This window comes from Massilia aurea, assembly GCF_014200505.1.
Taxonomy (GTDB): Bacteria; Pseudomonadota; Gammaproteobacteria; order Burkholderiales; family Burkholderiaceae_D; genus Telluria; species Telluria aurea_B.
The window spans coordinates 1,051,744-1,068,811 of record NZ_JACHBX010000001.1; the positions used below are offsets into that span (position 1 = coordinate 1,051,744).

At 64.2% G+C, this 17,068-nt stretch carries 20 protein-coding genes; 7 read left to right on the forward strand and 13 right to left on the reverse strand.

Translation table 11 applies throughout. From position 1 onward, the window contains the following. Nucleotides 1-59 precede the first annotated feature (59 nt). From HD842_RS04690 to HD842_RS04700, 3 genes are all read right to left on the reverse strand, one after another. The gene (locus HD842_RS04690) at nt 60-1,028 is read right to left on the reverse strand and encodes an IS1595 family transposase (protein ID WP_183551575.1); all 969 of its coding nucleotides are present in this window, start codon (nt 1,026-1,028) and stop codon (nt 60-62) included. Between the two features lie 172 nt (nt 1,029-1,200). Further along, entirely contained in the window at nt 1,201-2,262 is a 1,062-nt protein-coding gene (locus tag HD842_RS04695) for an alkene reductase (protein WP_183551578.1), read from the reverse strand. Nucleotides 2,263-2,271: 9 nt separating this feature from the next. After that, a complete protein-coding gene (locus HD842_RS04700; RefSeq protein ID WP_183551581.1) occupies nt 2,272-2,568 on the reverse strand; it encodes an ArsR/SmtB family transcription factor in 297 nt (98 codons plus the stop codon). Between HD842_RS04700 and HD842_RS04705 the strand changes: the two genes are divergently transcribed. After that, entirely contained in the window at nt 2,561-2,752 is a 192-nt protein-coding gene (locus HD842_RS04705) for a hypothetical protein (RefSeq protein WP_183551584.1), read from the forward strand. The genes HD842_RS04700 and HD842_RS04705 overlap by 8 nt on opposite strands. A 3-nt stretch (nt 2,753-2,755) precedes the next feature. On the opposite strand, the gene HD842_RS04710 is transcribed toward HD842_RS04705, so the two are convergent. Next, nucleotides 2,756-3,730 (reverse strand): succinylglutamate desuccinylase/aspartoacylase family protein, encoded by a 975-nt coding sequence (locus tag HD842_RS04710; protein WP_183551587.1) that lies wholly within the window; start codon nt 3,728-3,730, stop codon nt 2,756-2,758. 209 nt (nt 3,731-3,939) lie between these two features. Here HD842_RS04710 and HD842_RS04715 point away from each other — a divergent pair, with 209 nt between their 5' ends. From HD842_RS04715 to HD842_RS04725, 3 genes are read left to right on the forward strand one after another with little or no spacing between them, the layout of a single operon-like run. Then, nucleotides 3,940-4,146, forward strand: coding sequence for a hypothetical protein (locus HD842_RS04715; protein ID WP_183551590.1), 207 nt, complete (start codon nt 3,940-3,942; stop codon nt 4,144-4,146). A gap of 14 nt (nt 4,147-4,160) precedes the next feature. Beyond that, entirely contained in the window at nt 4,161-4,661 is a 501-nt protein-coding gene (locus tag HD842_RS04720) for a hypothetical protein (RefSeq protein ID WP_183551593.1), read from the forward strand. Continuing rightward, entirely contained in the window at nt 4,640-4,912 is a 273-nt protein-coding gene (locus tag HD842_RS04725) for a hypothetical protein (protein ID WP_183551596.1), read from the forward strand. The genes HD842_RS04720 and HD842_RS04725 overlap by 22 nt, the downstream gene beginning before the upstream one ends. Before the next feature lie 20 nt (nt 4,913-4,932). On the opposite strand, the gene HD842_RS04730 is transcribed toward HD842_RS04725, so the two are convergent. The 3 genes from HD842_RS04730 to HD842_RS04740 form a co-directional block, all read right to left on the reverse strand. Beyond that, nucleotides 4,933-5,403: a hypothetical protein gene (locus tag HD842_RS04730; protein ID WP_183551599.1), complete on the reverse strand. Its 471-nt coding sequence runs from the start codon at nt 5,401-5,403 to the stop codon at nt 4,933-4,935. Between the two features lie 81 nt (nt 5,404-5,484). Beyond that, nucleotides 5,485-6,279: a pirin family protein gene (locus HD842_RS04735; protein ID WP_229424670.1), complete on the reverse strand. Its 795-nt coding sequence runs from the start codon at nt 6,277-6,279 to the stop codon at nt 5,485-5,487. A gap of 139 nt (nt 6,280-6,418) precedes the next feature. Continuing rightward, on the reverse strand, nt 6,419-7,015 hold the full coding sequence (locus HD842_RS04740) for an FMN-dependent NADH-azoreductase (RefSeq protein ID WP_183551605.1): 597 nt from the start codon (nt 7,013-7,015) through the stop codon (nt 6,419-6,421). 108 nt (nt 7,016-7,123) lie between these two features. Between HD842_RS04740 and HD842_RS04745 the strand changes: the two genes are divergently transcribed. Continuing rightward, nucleotides 7,124-8,095: a LysR family transcriptional regulator gene (locus tag HD842_RS04745; RefSeq protein ID WP_183551608.1), complete on the forward strand. Its 972-nt coding sequence runs from the start codon at nt 7,124-7,126 to the stop codon at nt 8,093-8,095. A gap of 6 nt (nt 8,096-8,101) precedes the next feature. On the opposite strand, the gene asd is transcribed toward HD842_RS04745, so the two are convergent. Further along, nucleotides 8,102-8,920, reverse strand: a complete 819-nt coding sequence (asd, locus tag HD842_RS04750; RefSeq protein WP_183553610.1) for an archaetidylserine decarboxylase — start codon at nt 8,918-8,920, stop codon at nt 8,102-8,104. A gap of 308 nt (nt 8,921-9,228) precedes the next feature. On the opposite strand from asd, the gene HD842_RS04755 reads away from it, so the two are divergent. Continuing rightward, nucleotides 9,229-11,385: a TonB-dependent receptor plug domain-containing protein gene (locus HD842_RS04755; RefSeq protein WP_183551610.1), complete on the forward strand. Its 2,157-nt coding sequence runs from the start codon at nt 9,229-9,231 to the stop codon at nt 11,383-11,385. Here the strand turns inward: HD842_RS04755 and HD842_RS04760 are convergent. The 3 genes from HD842_RS04760 to HD842_RS04770 form a co-directional block, all read right to left on the reverse strand. Continuing rightward, nucleotides 11,363-12,610 (reverse strand): TCR/Tet family MFS transporter, encoded by a 1,248-nt coding sequence (locus tag HD842_RS04760; protein WP_183551612.1) that lies wholly within the window; start codon nt 12,608-12,610, stop codon nt 11,363-11,365. The genes HD842_RS04755 and HD842_RS04760 overlap by 23 nt on opposite strands. A gap of 78 nt (nt 12,611-12,688) precedes the next feature. Then, nucleotides 12,689-13,348, reverse strand: a complete 660-nt coding sequence (locus HD842_RS04765) for an HD domain-containing protein (protein ID WP_183551614.1) — start codon at nt 13,346-13,348, stop codon at nt 12,689-12,691. Beyond that, complete coding sequence (locus tag HD842_RS04770) at nt 13,342-14,010, reverse strand: ribonuclease HI family protein (RefSeq protein ID WP_183551616.1); 669 nt, start codon at nt 14,008-14,010, stop codon at nt 13,342-13,344. The genes HD842_RS04765 and HD842_RS04770 overlap by 7 nt, the downstream gene beginning before the upstream one ends. 87 nt (nt 14,011-14,097) lie before the next feature. Here HD842_RS04770 and HD842_RS04775 point away from each other — a divergent pair, with 87 nt between their 5' ends. After that, the gene (locus tag HD842_RS04775; protein WP_183551618.1) at nt 14,098-16,032 is read left to right on the forward strand and encodes a S9 family peptidase; all 1,935 of its coding nucleotides are present in this window, start codon (nt 14,098-14,100) and stop codon (nt 16,030-16,032) included. Nucleotides 16,033-16,041: 9 nt separating this feature from the next. On the opposite strand, the gene HD842_RS04780 is transcribed toward HD842_RS04775, so the two are convergent. Together HD842_RS04780 and HD842_RS04785 are read right to left on the reverse strand one after the other, a co-directional pair. Further along, entirely contained in the window at nt 16,042-16,626 is a 585-nt protein-coding gene (locus HD842_RS04780; protein WP_183551620.1) for a YXWGXW repeat-containing protein, read from the reverse strand. Nucleotides 16,627-16,801: 175 nt separating this feature from the next. After that, a complete protein-coding gene (locus tag HD842_RS04785; protein WP_183551622.1) occupies nt 16,802-17,038 on the reverse strand; it encodes a hypothetical protein in 237 nt (78 codons plus the stop codon). Nucleotides 17,039-17,068: the final 30 nt, after the last annotated feature.

Consider the following 17,068-nt stretch of genomic DNA (forward strand, 5'->3'; position numbering starts at 1 on the left):
CATATGGCATACATATGCTTCATCCAAGCGTCAATACGAAAAAAAAGGCGCAGTCAACATTATCTGTTGATGACGCCGACAGCGATGCAGAACAACTGTTCTGCGGAACTGACCCGCCCACCATCCAAGGCCCAGCGCCATCCCAGGTAATTGGGCAGGTAGCGCGATGCCACCCCGCGAAAGCCCAGTAGCCAGGCCTTGAAGCACCCGTGGTAGGCGTTCACGTTCTGTACGTGGATAGCGCGGCTGCCCGAATGCCTGACGCGCACGCCGGCGCGCAGATTGACGGTCTCGTGCGCAATACTGTGCTTGCGTGCAAAGGCCCGGTACGCGGCGTGGCTGTCGGTGACCAGGAGCGCCTGCGGATCAAGCCTGGGTAGCAAATCGCGTTCGAGTTGGGTGGCAGTCAGTGCGCCACGGCCAGTAACGGCATCGATGGTGCGGCCATTCCGGTCGCGCGCCACCAGGATGCAATCGAGATGGCGGGAAATACCAGGCTTGGGCGCGCGGCCGCCTCGTCGGCGTGGCGGGCGGTCGAGCGTGCGTGATCCTTTTTGCGATTCGAGGAGGAATGTTTCATCGGCCTCCACGATGCCGTTGAGCGATGCAGGCCGGTCGAGCTTGACCCATTCGAGAAAGCGGTGGCGCCACCGGAATGCCGTGTTGCGGTGTACGCCGACCTGGTCTGCGCCCTTGCGCACGGACAGTGAATCGAGCAGCACCTGCGAATACGCGAGCCATTTGGCCTTGTGCCTGAGTCGTGCTAGCGGCGTGCCGCTCAGGTCGTTGAACGTGCGGCCACAAGCGCAGCAGCGAAAGCGCTGCAGGTCGTTGGCGAATCCGTGCCGATTGCAGCGTTCGTTGCCACAACTGGGGCAGCAGCGCGCTGGCGCTCTGGCTTGCGCGATCAGTGCAACTACCTGGTCGAGGCCAGCTGCGGGATGCAGGGCGTCGAGCACTTGCCGGCGCTGTGGCTGATTCAGCGCTGGCAACCTGGCAAACCAGTTCTTGAAACGAGGCGCTTTCATGATCGACTCCTGACGCTGGGGACAGGCGTTGGACCATGGGACCGCTGATCAGTTCATAGCTCGGCTCTATTTAACGCTGACTGCGCCAAAAAAAACAGGACCCGCAGGTCCTGTTCGAAGAAGCGCCGCCCCTCGCCGGCGATAGCGGGCGAGGGCGCGGAGAAAGGGATGCTTACACCGTGGCCGGCAGCGCCGGATAATCGGTGTAGCCAGTTGCGCCCGGATGGTAGAACGTGTCCGGGTTCGGCTTGTTGAGCGGTGCGTTCAGTTGCAGGCGTTCCACCAGGTCCGGGTTGGCGATGTACAGCTGGCCCCACGAGACGGCATCGGCCGTGCCGCTGGCGATCAGTTCCTCGGCCTGTTCCTTGCTCAGCTGCTGGTTCGCGATCCACACGCCGCCGAATTCTTTCTTGATCATCGGACCCAGTTCGTCCGGGCTTTGGCCTTCGCGGGTGAAGATGAACGCGATCTTGCGGCGGCCCAGTTCACGCGCCACGTAGCCGAAGGTTTCGGCCGGCGTCGAGTCGCCCATGTCGTGCGAGTCGCGTGCCGGCGCCAGGTGCATGCCGACACGGTCGGCGCCCCAGACGTCGATGCAGGCATCGGTCACTTCCAGCAGCAGGCGTGCGCGGTTTTCGATCGAGCCGCCATATGCGTCGGTGCGCTGGTTGGTCGAATCCTGCAGGAACTGGTCGAGCAGGTAGCCATTGGCGCCGTGGATTTCCACGCCGTCGAAGCCGGCCAGCTTGGCATTCTCGGCGCCCTTGCGGTAGGCCGACACGATGCCCGGAATTTCTTCGATGTCCAGCGCGCGCGGGGTGACGTATTCACGCTTCGGGCGCAGCAAGCTCACGTGGCCGTCCGGCTTGATCGCCGATGGGGCCACTGGCAGCTGGCCGTCCAGGAACGACGGGTCGGAGATGCGGCCGACGTGCCACAGCTGCAAAAAGATGCGGCCGCCGGCAGCGTGCACGGCGTCGGTCACGAGCTTCCAGCCTTCGACCTGTTCGTCGGACCAGATGCCCGGCGTGTCGGCGTAGCCCACGCCCATCGGGGTGACCGAGGTGGCTTCGGACAGGATCAGGCCTGCCGACGCGCGCTGCACATAGTATTCGGCCATCAGGGCATTGGGGACACGGCCGGCATCGGCGCGCGAGCGGGTCAGCGGCGCCATGACAATGCGGTTTGGCCATTCGAGGGCGCCGACCTTGATCGGATCAAACATGGTAGTCATCTTGTTTTCCTAGATTGCGTCGTTCAATTGGGCGAGGAAGGCCGCAATGGCTTCCTCGTTGCGATGATAAAAAACCCACTGGCCGACCCGGCGCGTGCCCACCAGGCCCGTGCGCTGCAGCGTGGCCAGGTGCGCCGACACGGTCGACTGCGACAGGCCGGTGCGCTGATCGATCAGCTTGCAGCACACACCCATCTCGAGCGGGTGTTCCTGCTCGCTGAAGTGCAACTGCGGATCCTTCAGCCACTGCAGGATCTGGCGCCGCACCGGGTTGGCCAGGGCCTTGTGGATCGCGTCGATGTCCATCGGTTGGTTCCTTATATCGGGATCTTTCGATCCGAATATCGTCATCTTACGATATTCAAAAAAAGTCTGCTGGCGGCGGCCCGATTTTCGCTTTAGGGCCGGCTGCGGCCTGGCGCTGCGCTTGCTGGCGATTGCGCTGATCATCAGCGGCATCGTGATGCTCAAACTGCTGTCGCCGGCGTGAAGATCAGTTCTGTTCGCGTCCGAATACCGGATTCGGGCGGGTGAGGTAATACCACTCGGTGTTGGCGGCAGCGCTGGCGGCCGGGAACAGGATGCGGCCGCCGAATTCGGCGGTCACCGGCGTGCCGTCGGCGCGGGTGCCGATCAGTTCACCTTCGGCCACCGGATCGAAGCTTTTCCACGGACGCACGAACGCGTCATCCGCGTGCAGCTTGTCATGCACGACGACCATCGACAACGCTTCCATGGCATCGAAATCGACGGGCACGGGGTCGGGCGCGGCGATCAAGCCCAGGTGCGCCAGCGTATTCATGATCGCGCGGTACGCCACATCGGGCGCGGCCGGATCGTCGTGCTGGCCGGCTTCGAGCGTCAGCGCGTAGCCGCCTGTGCTGCGCATGTATTCGGTGGTGCCCACGCCGTAGCGCAGGACGGTTTCCAATTCATCAGCACTGCGGCTGCGGCGCTGCACGCCGTCGCCATAGGTCGCCAGCCAGCCATCGACGAAGCGGCGCACGCCCAGGCGGCGCGCCCACGCACGTTCTTTTTCGGCGTGGCGGAACGGCTGCAGCGTGCCGTCATTGTCGAGCGGACCAACCATCACGAACGGCTCGCCCGTGGCGGCAAACGAGTGAATATCGAGCAGCACGTCGTGCTGGCCGAGCAGGGGGCACAGCCAGTTCGCGATCTGGTCTTCGAAATCTTGTGGGTTCGCTTTCGGGAACAGATCGCGGTTCAGGTTACGGTCGCCATTGCGCGTGACCTGCTGGTACGCCAGCGGATTGACGATCGGGACGAACGTCACGCTGCCGGCAGCAATGTGCAGCGCGCCGCTGTCGATCTCGTCCATCACGCGCCGGATGGCTTTGGTGCCGCACACCTCGTTGCCGTGGGTCGCGCCCATGATGATGACGCGCGGACCCGGCTGCAGGCCGGTGTAGTTGATGGATTTGAACTGGAACTGGCGGGGCGAAGTCATGGGCGATATGGGCAGTTGAAATAGTGGCGATATTCTATCGGTAAACTCAGCGCATCACGCAACTTGCTGCAGGCCCGAATGCGCTGGTCGATCGCTCGACACGTGGGGCAAAATCGGCGTTTCCTGGTGCTGCCGGATGCACGCAGGCGCGGTGGTCGAGATGGCCAGTGGACGGTGCATTCGTCGATAACTTGTGGCATAGTGGGTGCATGAAAGCGCTCAAAAGCAAACTGGCGTCGCAGCTCTTGGCTGATCCTCAAGCAAGTGATCAGCTGCTCGATTTCGTGCTCGGCAAAACTGCGCGCGCGGGTGTCCAGAAATCCGCCGTGACCGGTCAGTTCGTTATTCGTGGCGAGGACGGCCGCCCTGTGCAGGTCAGTGCAAGAGTCGTGCCGAACGCGTCAAAAGCAGCCTAACGTGATCGTTACCAATGAACCTGGCGCTGCCTGCGTTAATCGCATTTCTGGTACTGCTACCAGGATTCGTATTTCGTAGTGGGCTTAAACGGACAGAGAGCGAGTCACTTGATTTTTCTCCATTCGGTCGCGTGGCGGCAGAAGGTGTGCTGTTTTCGCTGATCCTGCATGCAGTCTGGCTGAGCATCTCTTCGCTGGTTGGCTTTCGGCTTGATCCACTGACCTTGATGAATTTGCTGTCTGCGCATGCTGCAACGCAAGCACGAGGCAACGTACAAATCGCAAGTCAGTTCGGTGCGATTTCAGCTTACTTCATCTCATTGCTGGTCGCATCGCATGTCGTACCAGCGCTGATACGTCGTGCGATTTCCACGTTCAAACTTGATTTATCGATACGGTCGCTGGTTCCGTGTTTCGATTTCATGACGCGCCCTGGTACTACCTGCTTACTGGCGCCGACTTTGAAAAGCAGGATGAGCCTGACCTCATCTACGTGTCCGCGATCGTTGAGGTAGGAAAGGAAGCGGTGCTGTACGTCGGGGTGCTCAATAATTTTTACTTCGACAAAGACGGCCAGCTCGACCGGCTTATTCTTCAGAGAGTCAAGCGCCGCCCCATGTCGGCCGACAAGTCCGCGGACGGGCAAGACATCGAGCGCTTTTATCCGGTCGACGGCGATAGTTTTGTGCTTCGCTATTCTGAAGCCATCACGTTGAACATCCAATACGTGAAATTGACTGCTAACGAAGTTGGGACAGTGGCCTGACCATCGATCGATTGGTTGGACTAGCCCCGCGCCTCGATCACACCAAAGCCCGCCGGCGCATCGCCCAGATACGCCAGCACCGCATGCGCCTGAATATTCGCATCGAACTGCGCGTTGGCCGCGATCGTCGCGCGCAGGCCCGGCACGATGTCCGGTGTGTGCGGCTGACGGTATGCCTTGATCAGCAGCGCCACCAGATCAGCCGGCGCATCGGCGCGGCGCAGGCGTGCTTCGATGATGGCCAGGAGCGCGCGCTGCATGCGGGGCGTGGGATTGCGGATCTCGCCGAACACGTAGGGCGTGTTGGTGATGGCCGCGCAGATGATGGTTTCCATCCGCTCGGCCTTGAGGTCGGACGGGATGTCGAAGTACGCCTTGTTCCAGCGGGTGTACGGGGAAGCGTGACCGCGCGGGAAGCGGTCGGCGTTTTCCAGCCCCAGCGCGTAGCTGGCGCGGGCGAGCAGGTCGCCCAGGGTGTCTAGCAGTGCCATGGCAGGCTGTGTTGCGCTTGTGTCATCCCGAGAGTGTAGCGCATGCCTGCCAGGTACGTAGATTGGCCGCTGACGAAGCGCTTATGCGAAACGCCCGGCGCGAAAATCCTCGACCGCCTGATGCAGCTCGGCCTGCGTATTCATCACGAACGGTCCGTACTGCGCGATCGGCTCGCTCAAAGGGCGCCCGGCCAGCACCAGCAGGCGCGTGGGTGCGATCGCCTTGATCCGCACGCCGTCGGCACCGGCGGCATTGTCGAGGATCGCCATGCGCGTTTCCGGCACGCCTTTGCCGTCGATGACGGCTTCACCACGGAACACATAGACAAACGCATTGTGCCCCGCTGGAAGCGGCTGCTCGAACGTCACGCCGGCCGGGATCTCGAGGTCGAGGTACAGCGGCTCGGTATGGGCCCGCTGCACCGCGCCGTCGATGCCGTGCGTGCGGCCCGCGATTACCTGCACGGTCACGCCGTCGCCAGTCGTCAGGCGTGGCACTTCCTCGAGCGGGATGTCGCGGTACCACGGCGCCGTCATCTTGTCGCTTGCGGGCAGGTTGAGCCACAGCTGGAAGCCTTCCATCAGGCCGGCGTTCTGCTCCGGCATCTCGGAGTGAATCACGCCGCGCCCGGCCGTCATCCACTGCACGCCGCCATCCGTGACCAGGCCTTCGTTGCCGGCGCTGTCGCGGTGGCGCATGCGCCCGGCCAGCATATAGGTGATGGTCTCGAAACCCCGGTGCGGGTGCTCCGGAAAGCCGGCGATGTAGTCGCCCGGCTTGTCGCTGCCGAAGGCGTCGAGCATCAGGAACGGGTCCAGGCGGCGCTGCAGGGGACCAGTCAGGATGCGGTTGATGCGTACGCCCGCGCCGTCCATCACGAACTGCCCGTTGATGATGCGCTCGACGCCGCGGCTTTTGACGAGGGGCGCCGTGGTGGCCGGCTGCGGGACGGAAGTGGTCAATCTGTTCTCCTGTTGGTTGCGCCGCCTGACGGCGGCCGGGGTTTTACCAGTATTACGCCAGCGCCGCTTCGATGGCGGCATTGGCTGCTGCCTGGCCCGCAGCCACGGCATCGGGGCCCATCGCCATGCCAGACGAATAGATATAGGTCTGGTCCGAGAGGCCCAGGAAGCCCAGCAACGCGCGCATCTGCGGCACTTGCGGATCCTGCGCCTCTTCATACACACCACCACGAGCTGCGGCCACGTAGACCTTCTTGTTCTTGAGCAGGCCTTCCGGACCGGTCTCGGTATAGCGGAACGTCACACCAGCGCGGGCAATGGCGTCGAACCAGCTTTTCAGTTGCACCGGCATCGAGAAGTTGTACATCGGGGCGCCCAGCACGATCACGTCGGCTGCCTGCGCTTCGAGGATCAGCGCGTCGTCCTGCTCCACGCGCGCCAGTTGCGCGGCGCTGCGCTGGTCACCCGGCGTGAACAGCGCGCCCAGTGCTGCGCCGTCGAGCAGCGCGACCGGGGCTGCGCCCAGGTCGCGGCGCACGATGGTCGCGCCCGGGTTGGCGGCGACCAGCTTGTCGACGATCTGTTGCGTGACGCGGGTCGATTCGGAGGCGTCGCCGCGGATGCTCGAGGTGATGTGCAGGATGTTCATGGTGGTGGTCCCTTCGTGGTTGGAGTAGCGATGGGTCTACTTTAGTCTTTCCAAAAACAATGCGAAAGCCCGTAAAATGGATAACATTATTCTGCTGATGGGACAATCATGGACGTCGAACCGAATGACCTGCTGCTCTTTGCCCGCATCGTCGAGGCGGGCAGCTTCACGCGCGCTGCCGACCGTGTCAATTTGCCGAAGTCGACCGTGTCGCGCCGCCTGGCGCTGCTCGAGACGACCCTCGGCGAGCGGCTGCTGCAGCGCACGACGCGCAAGCTGGTGGTGACGGAATTCGGCGCCAGCCTGTATGAACACGCGCGGCGCCTGGCCGACGAAGTGGAGGCGGCCGGCGCTTTGGCCCAGCACCGCCAGGGTGAGCCGAGCGGCAAGCTGCGCATCTCGGCGCCGGGCGACTTCGCCAACAGCACGCTGAATCACGTGATCGCGCGTTTTCTCGAGCGCTACCCGGCCGTCACGCTCGAGATGGACCTGACGCCGCGCCGGGTCGACCTGGTGGCCGAGAATTTCGACATTGCCATCCGCATGGGCGACTTGCCGGACGACGCCACGCTCAGCGCGCGCCCGTTCATCCTCGAGCAACCGGGCCTGTTCGCATCACCGGCCTACCTGGCGCGCCACGGCATTCCCGAGCATCCGGACGACCTGGCCACGCACGACGTGCTGTGCATCCTGAGCCGCAGCGGCGGCCCGATGCCATGGACGCTGATTCGCGGGAAGGTGCGCTGGCAGCGCGCGCTGCCAAGCCGGCTGACGGCCAATTCACCGGACCTGCTGGCGCGAATCGCCGCACGTGGCGCTGGGATCGCGCTCAGCTCAACGCTGTTCGCCGAACCGTATATGCAGACCGGTGAACTGGTGCGGGTGCTGCCCGAATGGGAGATGCCAACCGCGAATGGCTGGGCTGTGTTCCCGAGCCGCAAGCTGATGCCGGCCAAGACGCGCGCATTTCTGGCGATGATGGAAGAAACCTGCACGGCCCACGGACACGGGCCGGAACAGATCGCTGCGGCCTTCAGGGCGAAGGCTGCATTGGAGGAGGGTGCGTCTGACGCTGCCTGAGACCGGTCAGCGCAGCGGCCGGTTGCCCATCACGTCGCCCAGGCGCACTTTGCCCTCGGGCGCCCAGGCCGGATTGAAGCGGATTGCGCCTTTCTGGAACAGCATCACGACGGTCGAACCCAGCAGGAAGCGGCCCATCTCGTCGCCTTTTTTCAGCGTGACCTGGCCCGGTTCATATTGCCAGTCGCAGATGCGCGCCATGCGCGGCGGATTGACGACGCCATGCCAGACGGTGGCCATGCTGCCGACGATGGTCGCGCCGACCAGCGTCATCACGAATGGCCCGAATTCGTCGCTGTCGAACACGCACACGACGCGCTCGTTGCGCGCGAACAACCCCGGCACGCCGCGCGCCGTCGTCGGGTTCACCGAGAACAGCTTGCCCGGCACATAGATCATGCGCGTCAGACGCCCGTCGCACGGCATGTGGATGCGGTGGTAATCCTTTGGGCTCAGGTAGACGTTGGCGAAGTGGCCGTGCTGGAAGTGCGCCGCCAGCGTCTGGTCGCCGCCGACCAGTTCGGCCGTGGTGAACTTGTGGCCCTTGGCCTGGAAGATCTGGTGATCATCAATGTCGCCGAACTGGCTGATCGCGCCATCGACCGGACACACATAATCGGCCTGCGCCAGTGGGCGCACGCCATCGCGCAGGGCGCGGGTAAAGAATTCGTTGAAGCTCGGGTAGCTGGCGATGTCCGGATTGGCCGCCTCGCTCATGTCGACGTTATATTTGCCCACGAACCAACGGATCAGGCCAGTCGTCATCGACCCGCCACGATGGCCGGCAACGCGGCCGGCAAGGTTGGTTATTGCCTGCTTCGGCATCACATATTGGGGCAGGACTTTGAGTCTGGACACGGTCGATCGCCTTTCGCGGAAAAGTGCGCATTATAGCTGGGCATGTCAGACGGAAATTCTGTTGCCGCTTTTAACACTGTTGAGGCGAGTGTACCGCAGGTAGCCGGGGGATGGCGGACAGTGCAAGTATGCGCTTCCCTGTTATCTATAAGTTCCATGAGCTAGCAATATAGGGTGCACTACAGTCGAATAAAAAATGTCTATTTTTACGTTTACATTCTGCTACGAAGTGGCATATTCTGGCCCGGCCTGTTCAATAACCTGGAGAAGCCGCCGTGACGAATCTGCCAACGCACTACACCGTGTCTCTGTTGATCGCTGCAAGCCTGCCGATATCGGCAACTGCCCAGACTGAACCTGGCATGTCGCAAGTGGATATCCGGGGCAGCGCTGCCGGCTACGACGCGCGTCGCGACGATACCGCCACCCGCATCGTCATCAAGCGCGACGAACTCACGCGCTACGGTGATCGCTCGATCCTGGATGCGCTGCGGCGCGTACCCGGTGTGACGATCGACGGCAGCAGTGGCCAGGGCGGAACGATCCAGCTGCGTGGCCTGGGCGCCGGCTATACGCAGGTACTGATTAACGGCGAACGGGCGCCCGGCAACTTCAGCTTCGACACACTGTCGCCCGAGGTGGTCGAGCGCATCGAAGTACTGCGCGCCGCGACTGCAGACCTGTCGACGCAGGCGGTGGCCGGCACGGTTAACATCGTCCTGCGCCACGTGGCCAAGACGCGGGAGCGCGAACTCAAGCTGGGCATGCTCGGTTCGGATGTGTTCAGTGGGCCGAACGCGTCCCTGCAACTGAGCGACCGGCGCGAGGGCTTCGCCTGGTCGCTGGCCGGCGATGGCGTGAGCGAACGGCTCGATCGCGTCAATGGGATGGTGCTGGAGAACACGGGAACCGACGGCGCCCTCGACTTGCTGCGCACGACGGCGACCGATGAACGTGGCCGCATGCGACGCCTGAACCTGACGCCGCGCCTGGAGTGGACACTGGCTGGCGGCGACAAGATCACGTCCGAAACGTTTGTGAACGTGACCCGGTTTCGCAACCGTGGCCATGCCCTTGTCACCACGCTGATCGGCGGCCCGCCACCTGCGCCCGACCTGGTCTCGCATTACCGCGCCGATGACGAAACCGCGCGCACCGACCTGCGCTGGAGCAGGGGCTTCCCGTCCGGCGCCAGCATCGAAGCCAAGCTTGGCCTGACGGGTGAGCGCAGCGAGAATGTGAGTTTGCGCGATGGGCGCGACGCGGCCGGCAATCCCGAGACCGATGGCCGTATCGACGGTGCGCGGCGTGACCGCGGCATCAATTCGACCGGCAAGGCGATGCGCAAGCTCGGCAGCGGTCACGCCTTTGCCACTGGCTGGGACGGCAGCGTCACGTGGCGCGACGAGACGCGCATCGAACAGGATCGCGTGCGCACGTTTCCGTCCGGGCTGGCGCTGGACGAAACGTTCGAGGCGCGCGTGACCCGGTTGGTCATGTATGCCCAGGACGAGTGGGACATCACGCCGCACTGGTCGATGTACCTGGGCCTGCGCTGGGAGGGCATCCGCACGCGCGCTTCCGGCAATTCGTTTGCCTCGACCCGCTCCGGTTCCGGGGTCTGGAGCCCGGTCATGCAGACCTTGTGGAAGATCCCGGGCCGCAAGGGCGACCAGGTACGCTTTGCACTCACGCGCACCTACAAGGAGCCGGACTTGTGGAACCTGCTGCCGCGGCGCCAGGCGTTCGAAAACAACAGCGCCACCGAGGCCGACTTCCAGGGCAATCCGAACCTCAAGCCCGAACTGGCGTGGGGCGTCGACGCCGCTTACGAGCATTACTGGGCCGAGAACGCGATGGTGTCGCTCGCCACCTCGCTGCGCCGCATTGACGACTACACGAGCAACCGCATCTATTTTGACGGATACCGCTGGATCTTCACACCGGTGAACGACGGCCGCGCCGAGACCCGCACAGTGGAACTGGAAACGAAGTTTCCGCTCAAGTCCCTGTTTGCGGATGCGCCGGAGATCGACGTGCGGGCGGGCGTGGCGCGCCACTGGTCGCGCGTCAAATCCGTGCCCGGCCCCGATAACCGTCTCGAACGGCAAACGCCACTGTCGGCCAACCTGGGGATCGATTACCGAAGGGGCGCGCTGACACTGGGCAGCAGCGTGGCGCACAAGCGCAATGGCATGGTGCGCGTCACGGCCAATCGCGGTTACTACACCGCGCCGCGCACTGACCTGGATGCGTACGCCGCCTGGCGCATCGATGCGAAGCGCCTCCTGCGGCTGTCGCTGGCCAATCTGCTGCGCGAAAACGAAGGCTTCGAACCGTCGTACGCCGACCCGGTGACGGGCCTGGAAAAACGTCGTTTCTACTTCACCGGCCCGCTGCGCGCCACGCTCACGTATCAGCTGGCGTTTTGACGTGGTGGCCCTTGAAGTAGCGCCAGGCCACGATCAGTGCCAGCAATTGCATGAAGGCGCACAGGTAGAAGCTGCTGCCGACGCGCCAGTCCGATTGCGGCAAGTGGCTGACGGCGCTGAGGATGCCGGTGCCCAGCAGCGGGGTGATGATGACGGCGAGGCTGCCGATCGCTTGCAGGGAGCCCATCAGCTCGCCCTGTTGCTCGGGCGGTGAGGATTTCGAGACGAGCCCCTGCAGCGCCGGGCCGGCGGCGTAGGCGAGCACATTGCACATGATGAAGACGTACATCATCCAGCCTTCGGTGGCCAGGCCGTAAGCGGCATACGCCATGGCGCCGGAGCCCAGGCCCAGGAGGGCCAGGCGCGGTTCGCCATAGCGCCGGATCAGGACGCCCAGCAGCCCGGCCTGCACGATGACCGACGTCAGGCCCACGCAAAAGAGGGCGATGCCGTTGTCGCGCGGCGTCCAGTCGAAGCGGAAGGTGGTGTACAGCACCCAGGTCGATTGCAGCATCATCTGGGCGAAGGTGGCCAGGAACACGGCGACGACGAGACCGCGGATGTCCTGGCGCCGCACGAGGCGCATCAGCGCCGTGAACGGGTTCAGGCGCGCCCATGCGAATGGCGGGCGCGCGCCCGGCGCCAGCGACTCGGGCACGAAGAAGTAGCCGTACACGAGGTTCGCGCCAGAGAGCGCAGCGGCGACGTAGAACGGCAGGTGCAGGTTGGTTTCGCCAAGCACGCCGCCGAGCATAGGGCCGCAGATGAAGCCCAGGCCGAAGGCGGCGCCGATCTTGCCGAAGCTCTTGGCGCGGTTTTCGCGGGTCGAGATGTCGGATGCGTAGGCTGACGCCACCGACATGCTGGCCGACGACATGCCGCCGATCACGCGTCCGAGAAATAGCCAGGCCAGGCTGGGCGCCCAGGCCGTGACGAGGAAATTCAGGCACATGCCGCCCATCGAATACAGCAGCACGGGGCGCCGGCCGACACGGTCGCTCAGCGCGCCCAGCGCCGGCATGAACAGGAATTGCAGCAGGCCGAACACGGTGGCCAGCACGCCATACCAGAGCGCGCGCATGTCGGGTCCTTCGACAAACTGCCCGACCAGCAGCGGCAGCACAGGCACGATCAGGCCAATGCCGAGCATGTCGATGAACACGCAGACCAGCACGAAATTGAGGTTGCCGCTGGACGCTTGCGGCACGGTGGTCGTACTGGTCATGGACACCTCGGCGGTTGGCGGTCGCCTATCTTAGCATTGCGGCAACGCCTGCATGCCCATAACAACCGATAGCAACCGTCAGGCGCCGCTCCACTCGGCGGCGAACTGCGCGCGGAACGTCATCAGCTGTTCAAGGCGTTCGCGGCCCACGGCGCGCGCGGCCTCCGTCTGCATCATGTCCGGCAGCTTGTCGAGCTTGACGACGATGTGGTCGAGCGCGTAGCGGCGATCGTCGTGCGCGCGCTCGTCGCCCAGCGGATCGGTCGGATGCGCCAGGCCGCTTTCCATGCGCCCCGCGATGTAGAACATGCGCGCCAGTCCCACCAGGCCCAGACCGTCGAGACGGTCGGCGTCCTGCACGATTTTTGCCTCGATCGTGGTGGCAGGAATCGCCGCCGAAAAGCTGTGCGCTTCGATGGCATGGGCGACCGCGTCGAGCTTCTCGGGCGGGAAGCCCAGCGGCGCGAGCAATTCGCGCGCCAGTTCGGCCGAGCGGCGCGATGCCTGGTTGCGCGCGGGGTCGTTCTTGGGCAAATTCACCAGGTCGTGCAGGTAGCTGGCCGCCAGTACCACCAGGCGGTCGGCTTCCGGGTGGTGCGCGAGCAGGGCCTGGGCGTTGCGCCAGACGCGGTCGAGGTGGGCGCCATCGTGGGCGCCGTCGGTGCCGGCATCCTGCGCGGCCAGGGCGACGAGCTGCGTGCGCCAGGCGGCGAAATCGGTCGGAGTACGTTCTAGCATGTTGATGTTTCCGGTAAAAGAGGCGGCACGGCGCGCTGCGAGAGCGCATCGGCTTCTAAATTCTTGTGACGCGGGATCCAGCGCAGCTGCGCCTGCGGCAGGCGCGAGAGCAGGGCGCAGGCGCGGTCGCGGTACTCACGCAGGCTGGGCGCACTTGCGCTGGCGGGGCCATTCACGTCGTCGATCACGACCTGGCTGTCGCCAACCACCAGCACATCGTGTGCGCCGTGCGTCACGGCGGCATCCAGCACGGCGATCAGCGCCAGATATTCCGCTTCGCTGCTGTTGCCGTAGCCGGCGTCGTGCGAGATGGCGACGCGCACGCCGCCGGGGCCTTCGAGCACGGCGCCAATGCCGCAGCGGCCGGGATTCGGACGCGCCGAGCCGTCGAACCAGGCGCGCCACGCCGTCTTGCCGGCCCCCGCGCCCCGCGTGCGCGCCGCGCTGGCCAGCGCTGCGCGCCTTGCCGACTGCTGCGCCGCGTGCAGGCGCAACGCTTCGCGTTCGGCCAGCAGGTGCGCCAGGCCAGCCAGGCCGGCGCTGTGCGTGAGCGTGCGGGTGAGGGCCTCAAGTTCGCTCAGGCCGGCACGCGCCATCAGGCGCTCGCTGGCCGCCAGTTCGGTCTTGAATGCGGCGGCGCGCAAAAGGCTCAGGTCGTTCATGGCGAGAGCATAACCGATCTTGATTCGTTGACAGAAGTTAAGACTTTTGAAACACTGGATCGATGCTGTCCAACCTGAGGAGAAGCGATGCGTCCGTCCCGTCATGCAGTCCAATTGTCCCTGTTCGCCGTGTTGGTCGGCGCCGTGTCGATGCCGTTGCAGGTCAGCGCACAGGTTGCGGCGAAAGCACCGCTGAAACAGGGCAAGCAGGTCAAACGCTACACGATCGAGCAGTTCATGGCGACGACCTCCGTGACCGGCGCCTCGTTCAGCAAGGACGAGCGGCAGATCCTGTTCAGCAGTAACGCATCCGGCATCTTCAATGCATACACGCTGCCGGTGGGCGGCGGCACGCCGCGCGCGCTGACCACGTCCACCGGTGATTCGACCTACGCGGTGGGCTACTTCTACAACGACGACCGCATCCTGTTTACGCGCGACACCGGGGGCGACGAGCAGAATCACCTGTACGTGCTCGAACCGGGCGGCAAGGAGCGTGACCTGACGCCCGGCAAACTGAAGGCCTCGTTCGCCGGCTGGAAGCCCGACGGCAGCGGCTTCTACGTCGCCACCAACGAGCGCGATCCGAAATTCTTCGACATCTATCTGTACGACGCGGGCAGCTACGACCGCACGATGGTGTACCAGAACGACAGCGGGATGAACGTCTCGGACATCAGCCGCGATGGCAACTGGCTCGCGTTCGACAAGTCCAGCACCACGTCCGACAGCGACGTCTACGTGTACCACCTGCCCACGCGCACGATGAAGCACATCACGCCGCACACGGCGCCGGCCAGCCACTCGGCGGCTACGTTCGATCCGCAATCCAAACGCCTGCTGTTCACCACCAATGCCGGCGGCGAGTTCACGCGCATCGCCGCATACGATCTGGCCAGTGGCGCGACGAGCGATGTCGAGAAGGCCGACTGGGACCTGCTCGACACGAGCTATTCGCGCAATGGCGCGAACCGGGTCAGCATCGTCAACCGCGATGGCAGCATTGACGTGCGCGTGTTCGACGCTGCCGGCAAGCCGGTCACGCTGCCAAAACTGCCGGGCGGCGAAATGCGCCAGGTGACGTTTTCGGCCAGTGGCCGCCTGATGGCGTTCTATCTGAATGGCGACCGCTCGCCGAACAACCTGTACGTGCACGATTTTGGCAGCAAGAAGACCACGCAGCTCACGCGCAGCCTGAACCCGGCCATCGATCCGAACGACCTGGTGGAAGCCGAAGTCGTGCGCTTCAAGTCGTTCGACGGCACGGTGATCCCGTCGATCTATTACAAGCCGAAAGGCGCAGCGCCAAATGCCAAGGTGCCGGCGGTGGTGTACGTGCACGGTGGGCCGGGCGGGCAGACAATGCGTGGCTACAGCGCGCAGATCCAGTACCTCGTCAATCACGGCTATGCGGTCCTGGGCATCAACAACCGGGGAAGCTCGGGCTATGGCAAGACGTTCTTCCGCGCGGACGATCGCAAGCACGGCATGGAGCCGCTGTGGGATTGCATCGAAGCGAAAACCTGGCTGGCCAGCCAGTCGTACATCGATCCCGAGCGCATCGGCATCATGGGCGGCAGCTACGGCGGCTACATGACGCTGGCGGCGCTGGCGTTCCGGCCGGAGGCATTCAAGGTCGGCATCGACATCTTTGGCGTGAGTAACTGGGTGCGCACGCTCGAGAGCATTCCGCCGTATTGGGAAGCGCAGCGCAAGGCGCTGTATGACGAAATTGGCGATCCGGTCAAGGACAAGGAATTTCTGGTCGAGACGTCGCCGCTGTTCCACGCGCACCGCATCATCAAGCCGCTGATGGTGATCCAGGGCGCGAACGACGCGCGTGTGATCCGGCCCGAGAGCGACGAGATCGTGGAAGCGGTCCGCAAGAACAAGGTCGACGTCGAGTACGTCGTGTTCGACGACGAAGGCCATGGTTTCTCGAAGAAGAAAAACCAGACCGAGGCCAGCGCGAAGATCCTGGCGTTTCTGGACAAGCACCTGAAACGCCAGGCCGTGAATTAACAGCGTGAATTAACGGCGATACGGATTGTCCGGCCGGCTGTCGTGGCGGTTACGCACGCCGTCGCCATCGCGGTCGCGGTCATGGCGGTTGCGGATGCCGTCGTTGTCGCGATCGCGGTCACGGTAGTTCGGGATGCCATCGCGGTCGAAGTCCGGTCCGCGCCCGCGGCCGTTGCCGTGATGCCGATCGCGGTCGCGGTGGTGGTCCCGGTAGCCGCGGTCGCGATCATAGCCGTCAGGGCCGCGCACATACACCGGCTGCGGGCCGTAGTGGTGGCCCGGGCCGCGATTCCAGCGCGACGGTTCCATCACCCAGCGATTGCCGCGATGGTGCCAGCTCGGCGGCGCATACACGTAACCGGGGCGCGCCACGACGTAGTGGCCGGGTACCCAGTCATGGCGGTGACCGCGCCATTCCCAGTAGCCGGGCGCCCAGACGTGGCCGTGACGCGGACCGGGGATGCGCTCGTAGATGGGGGCGGGCGGGGCGTTGCTGATCACGACCGAGACATGCGGCTGGGCCTGTGCAGACAGCGGGATGGTGGCAGCCGCGCCAATGGCGATCAGGGCTGCAAGAATAAGGGGGGATTTCATGGTCGTCTCCAGATCCGTAAGCGGATAAGCGGAATATAGCAATCCGGGATCGGTGACGCGAAGCTTGAAGCAAGTTATTACATCTGACACAGTTTGGTGGCGTGATTGGTGGCGTGATCGGTCCACCTGGCCGCCGCGCGCCGCCCGTGGGCAGCGCCGCGACGACCGACCGCGGTCACAGCCGGCTCGCTGCGGTGACGGTGTCCAGTGCCAGCAGTTGCGACTTCTCGGCGTTGCTCAGGCGCTTGGCGGTGACGGTCACGGTGGCGACCTTGGCGCCGCTGGCGATGGCCGCGCTGCTTGCAGTGAAGGCGTTGGCATTCGCGTCCGATACCTTGGCCAGATAGCCGACAGGAACAGCGATCAGGGCGGCGGCGATGAAGACGGCTTCCATGTGTTTGAGGACGTTCATTTTGCTTCTCCTTGGTGGGTGAGTGGTGTG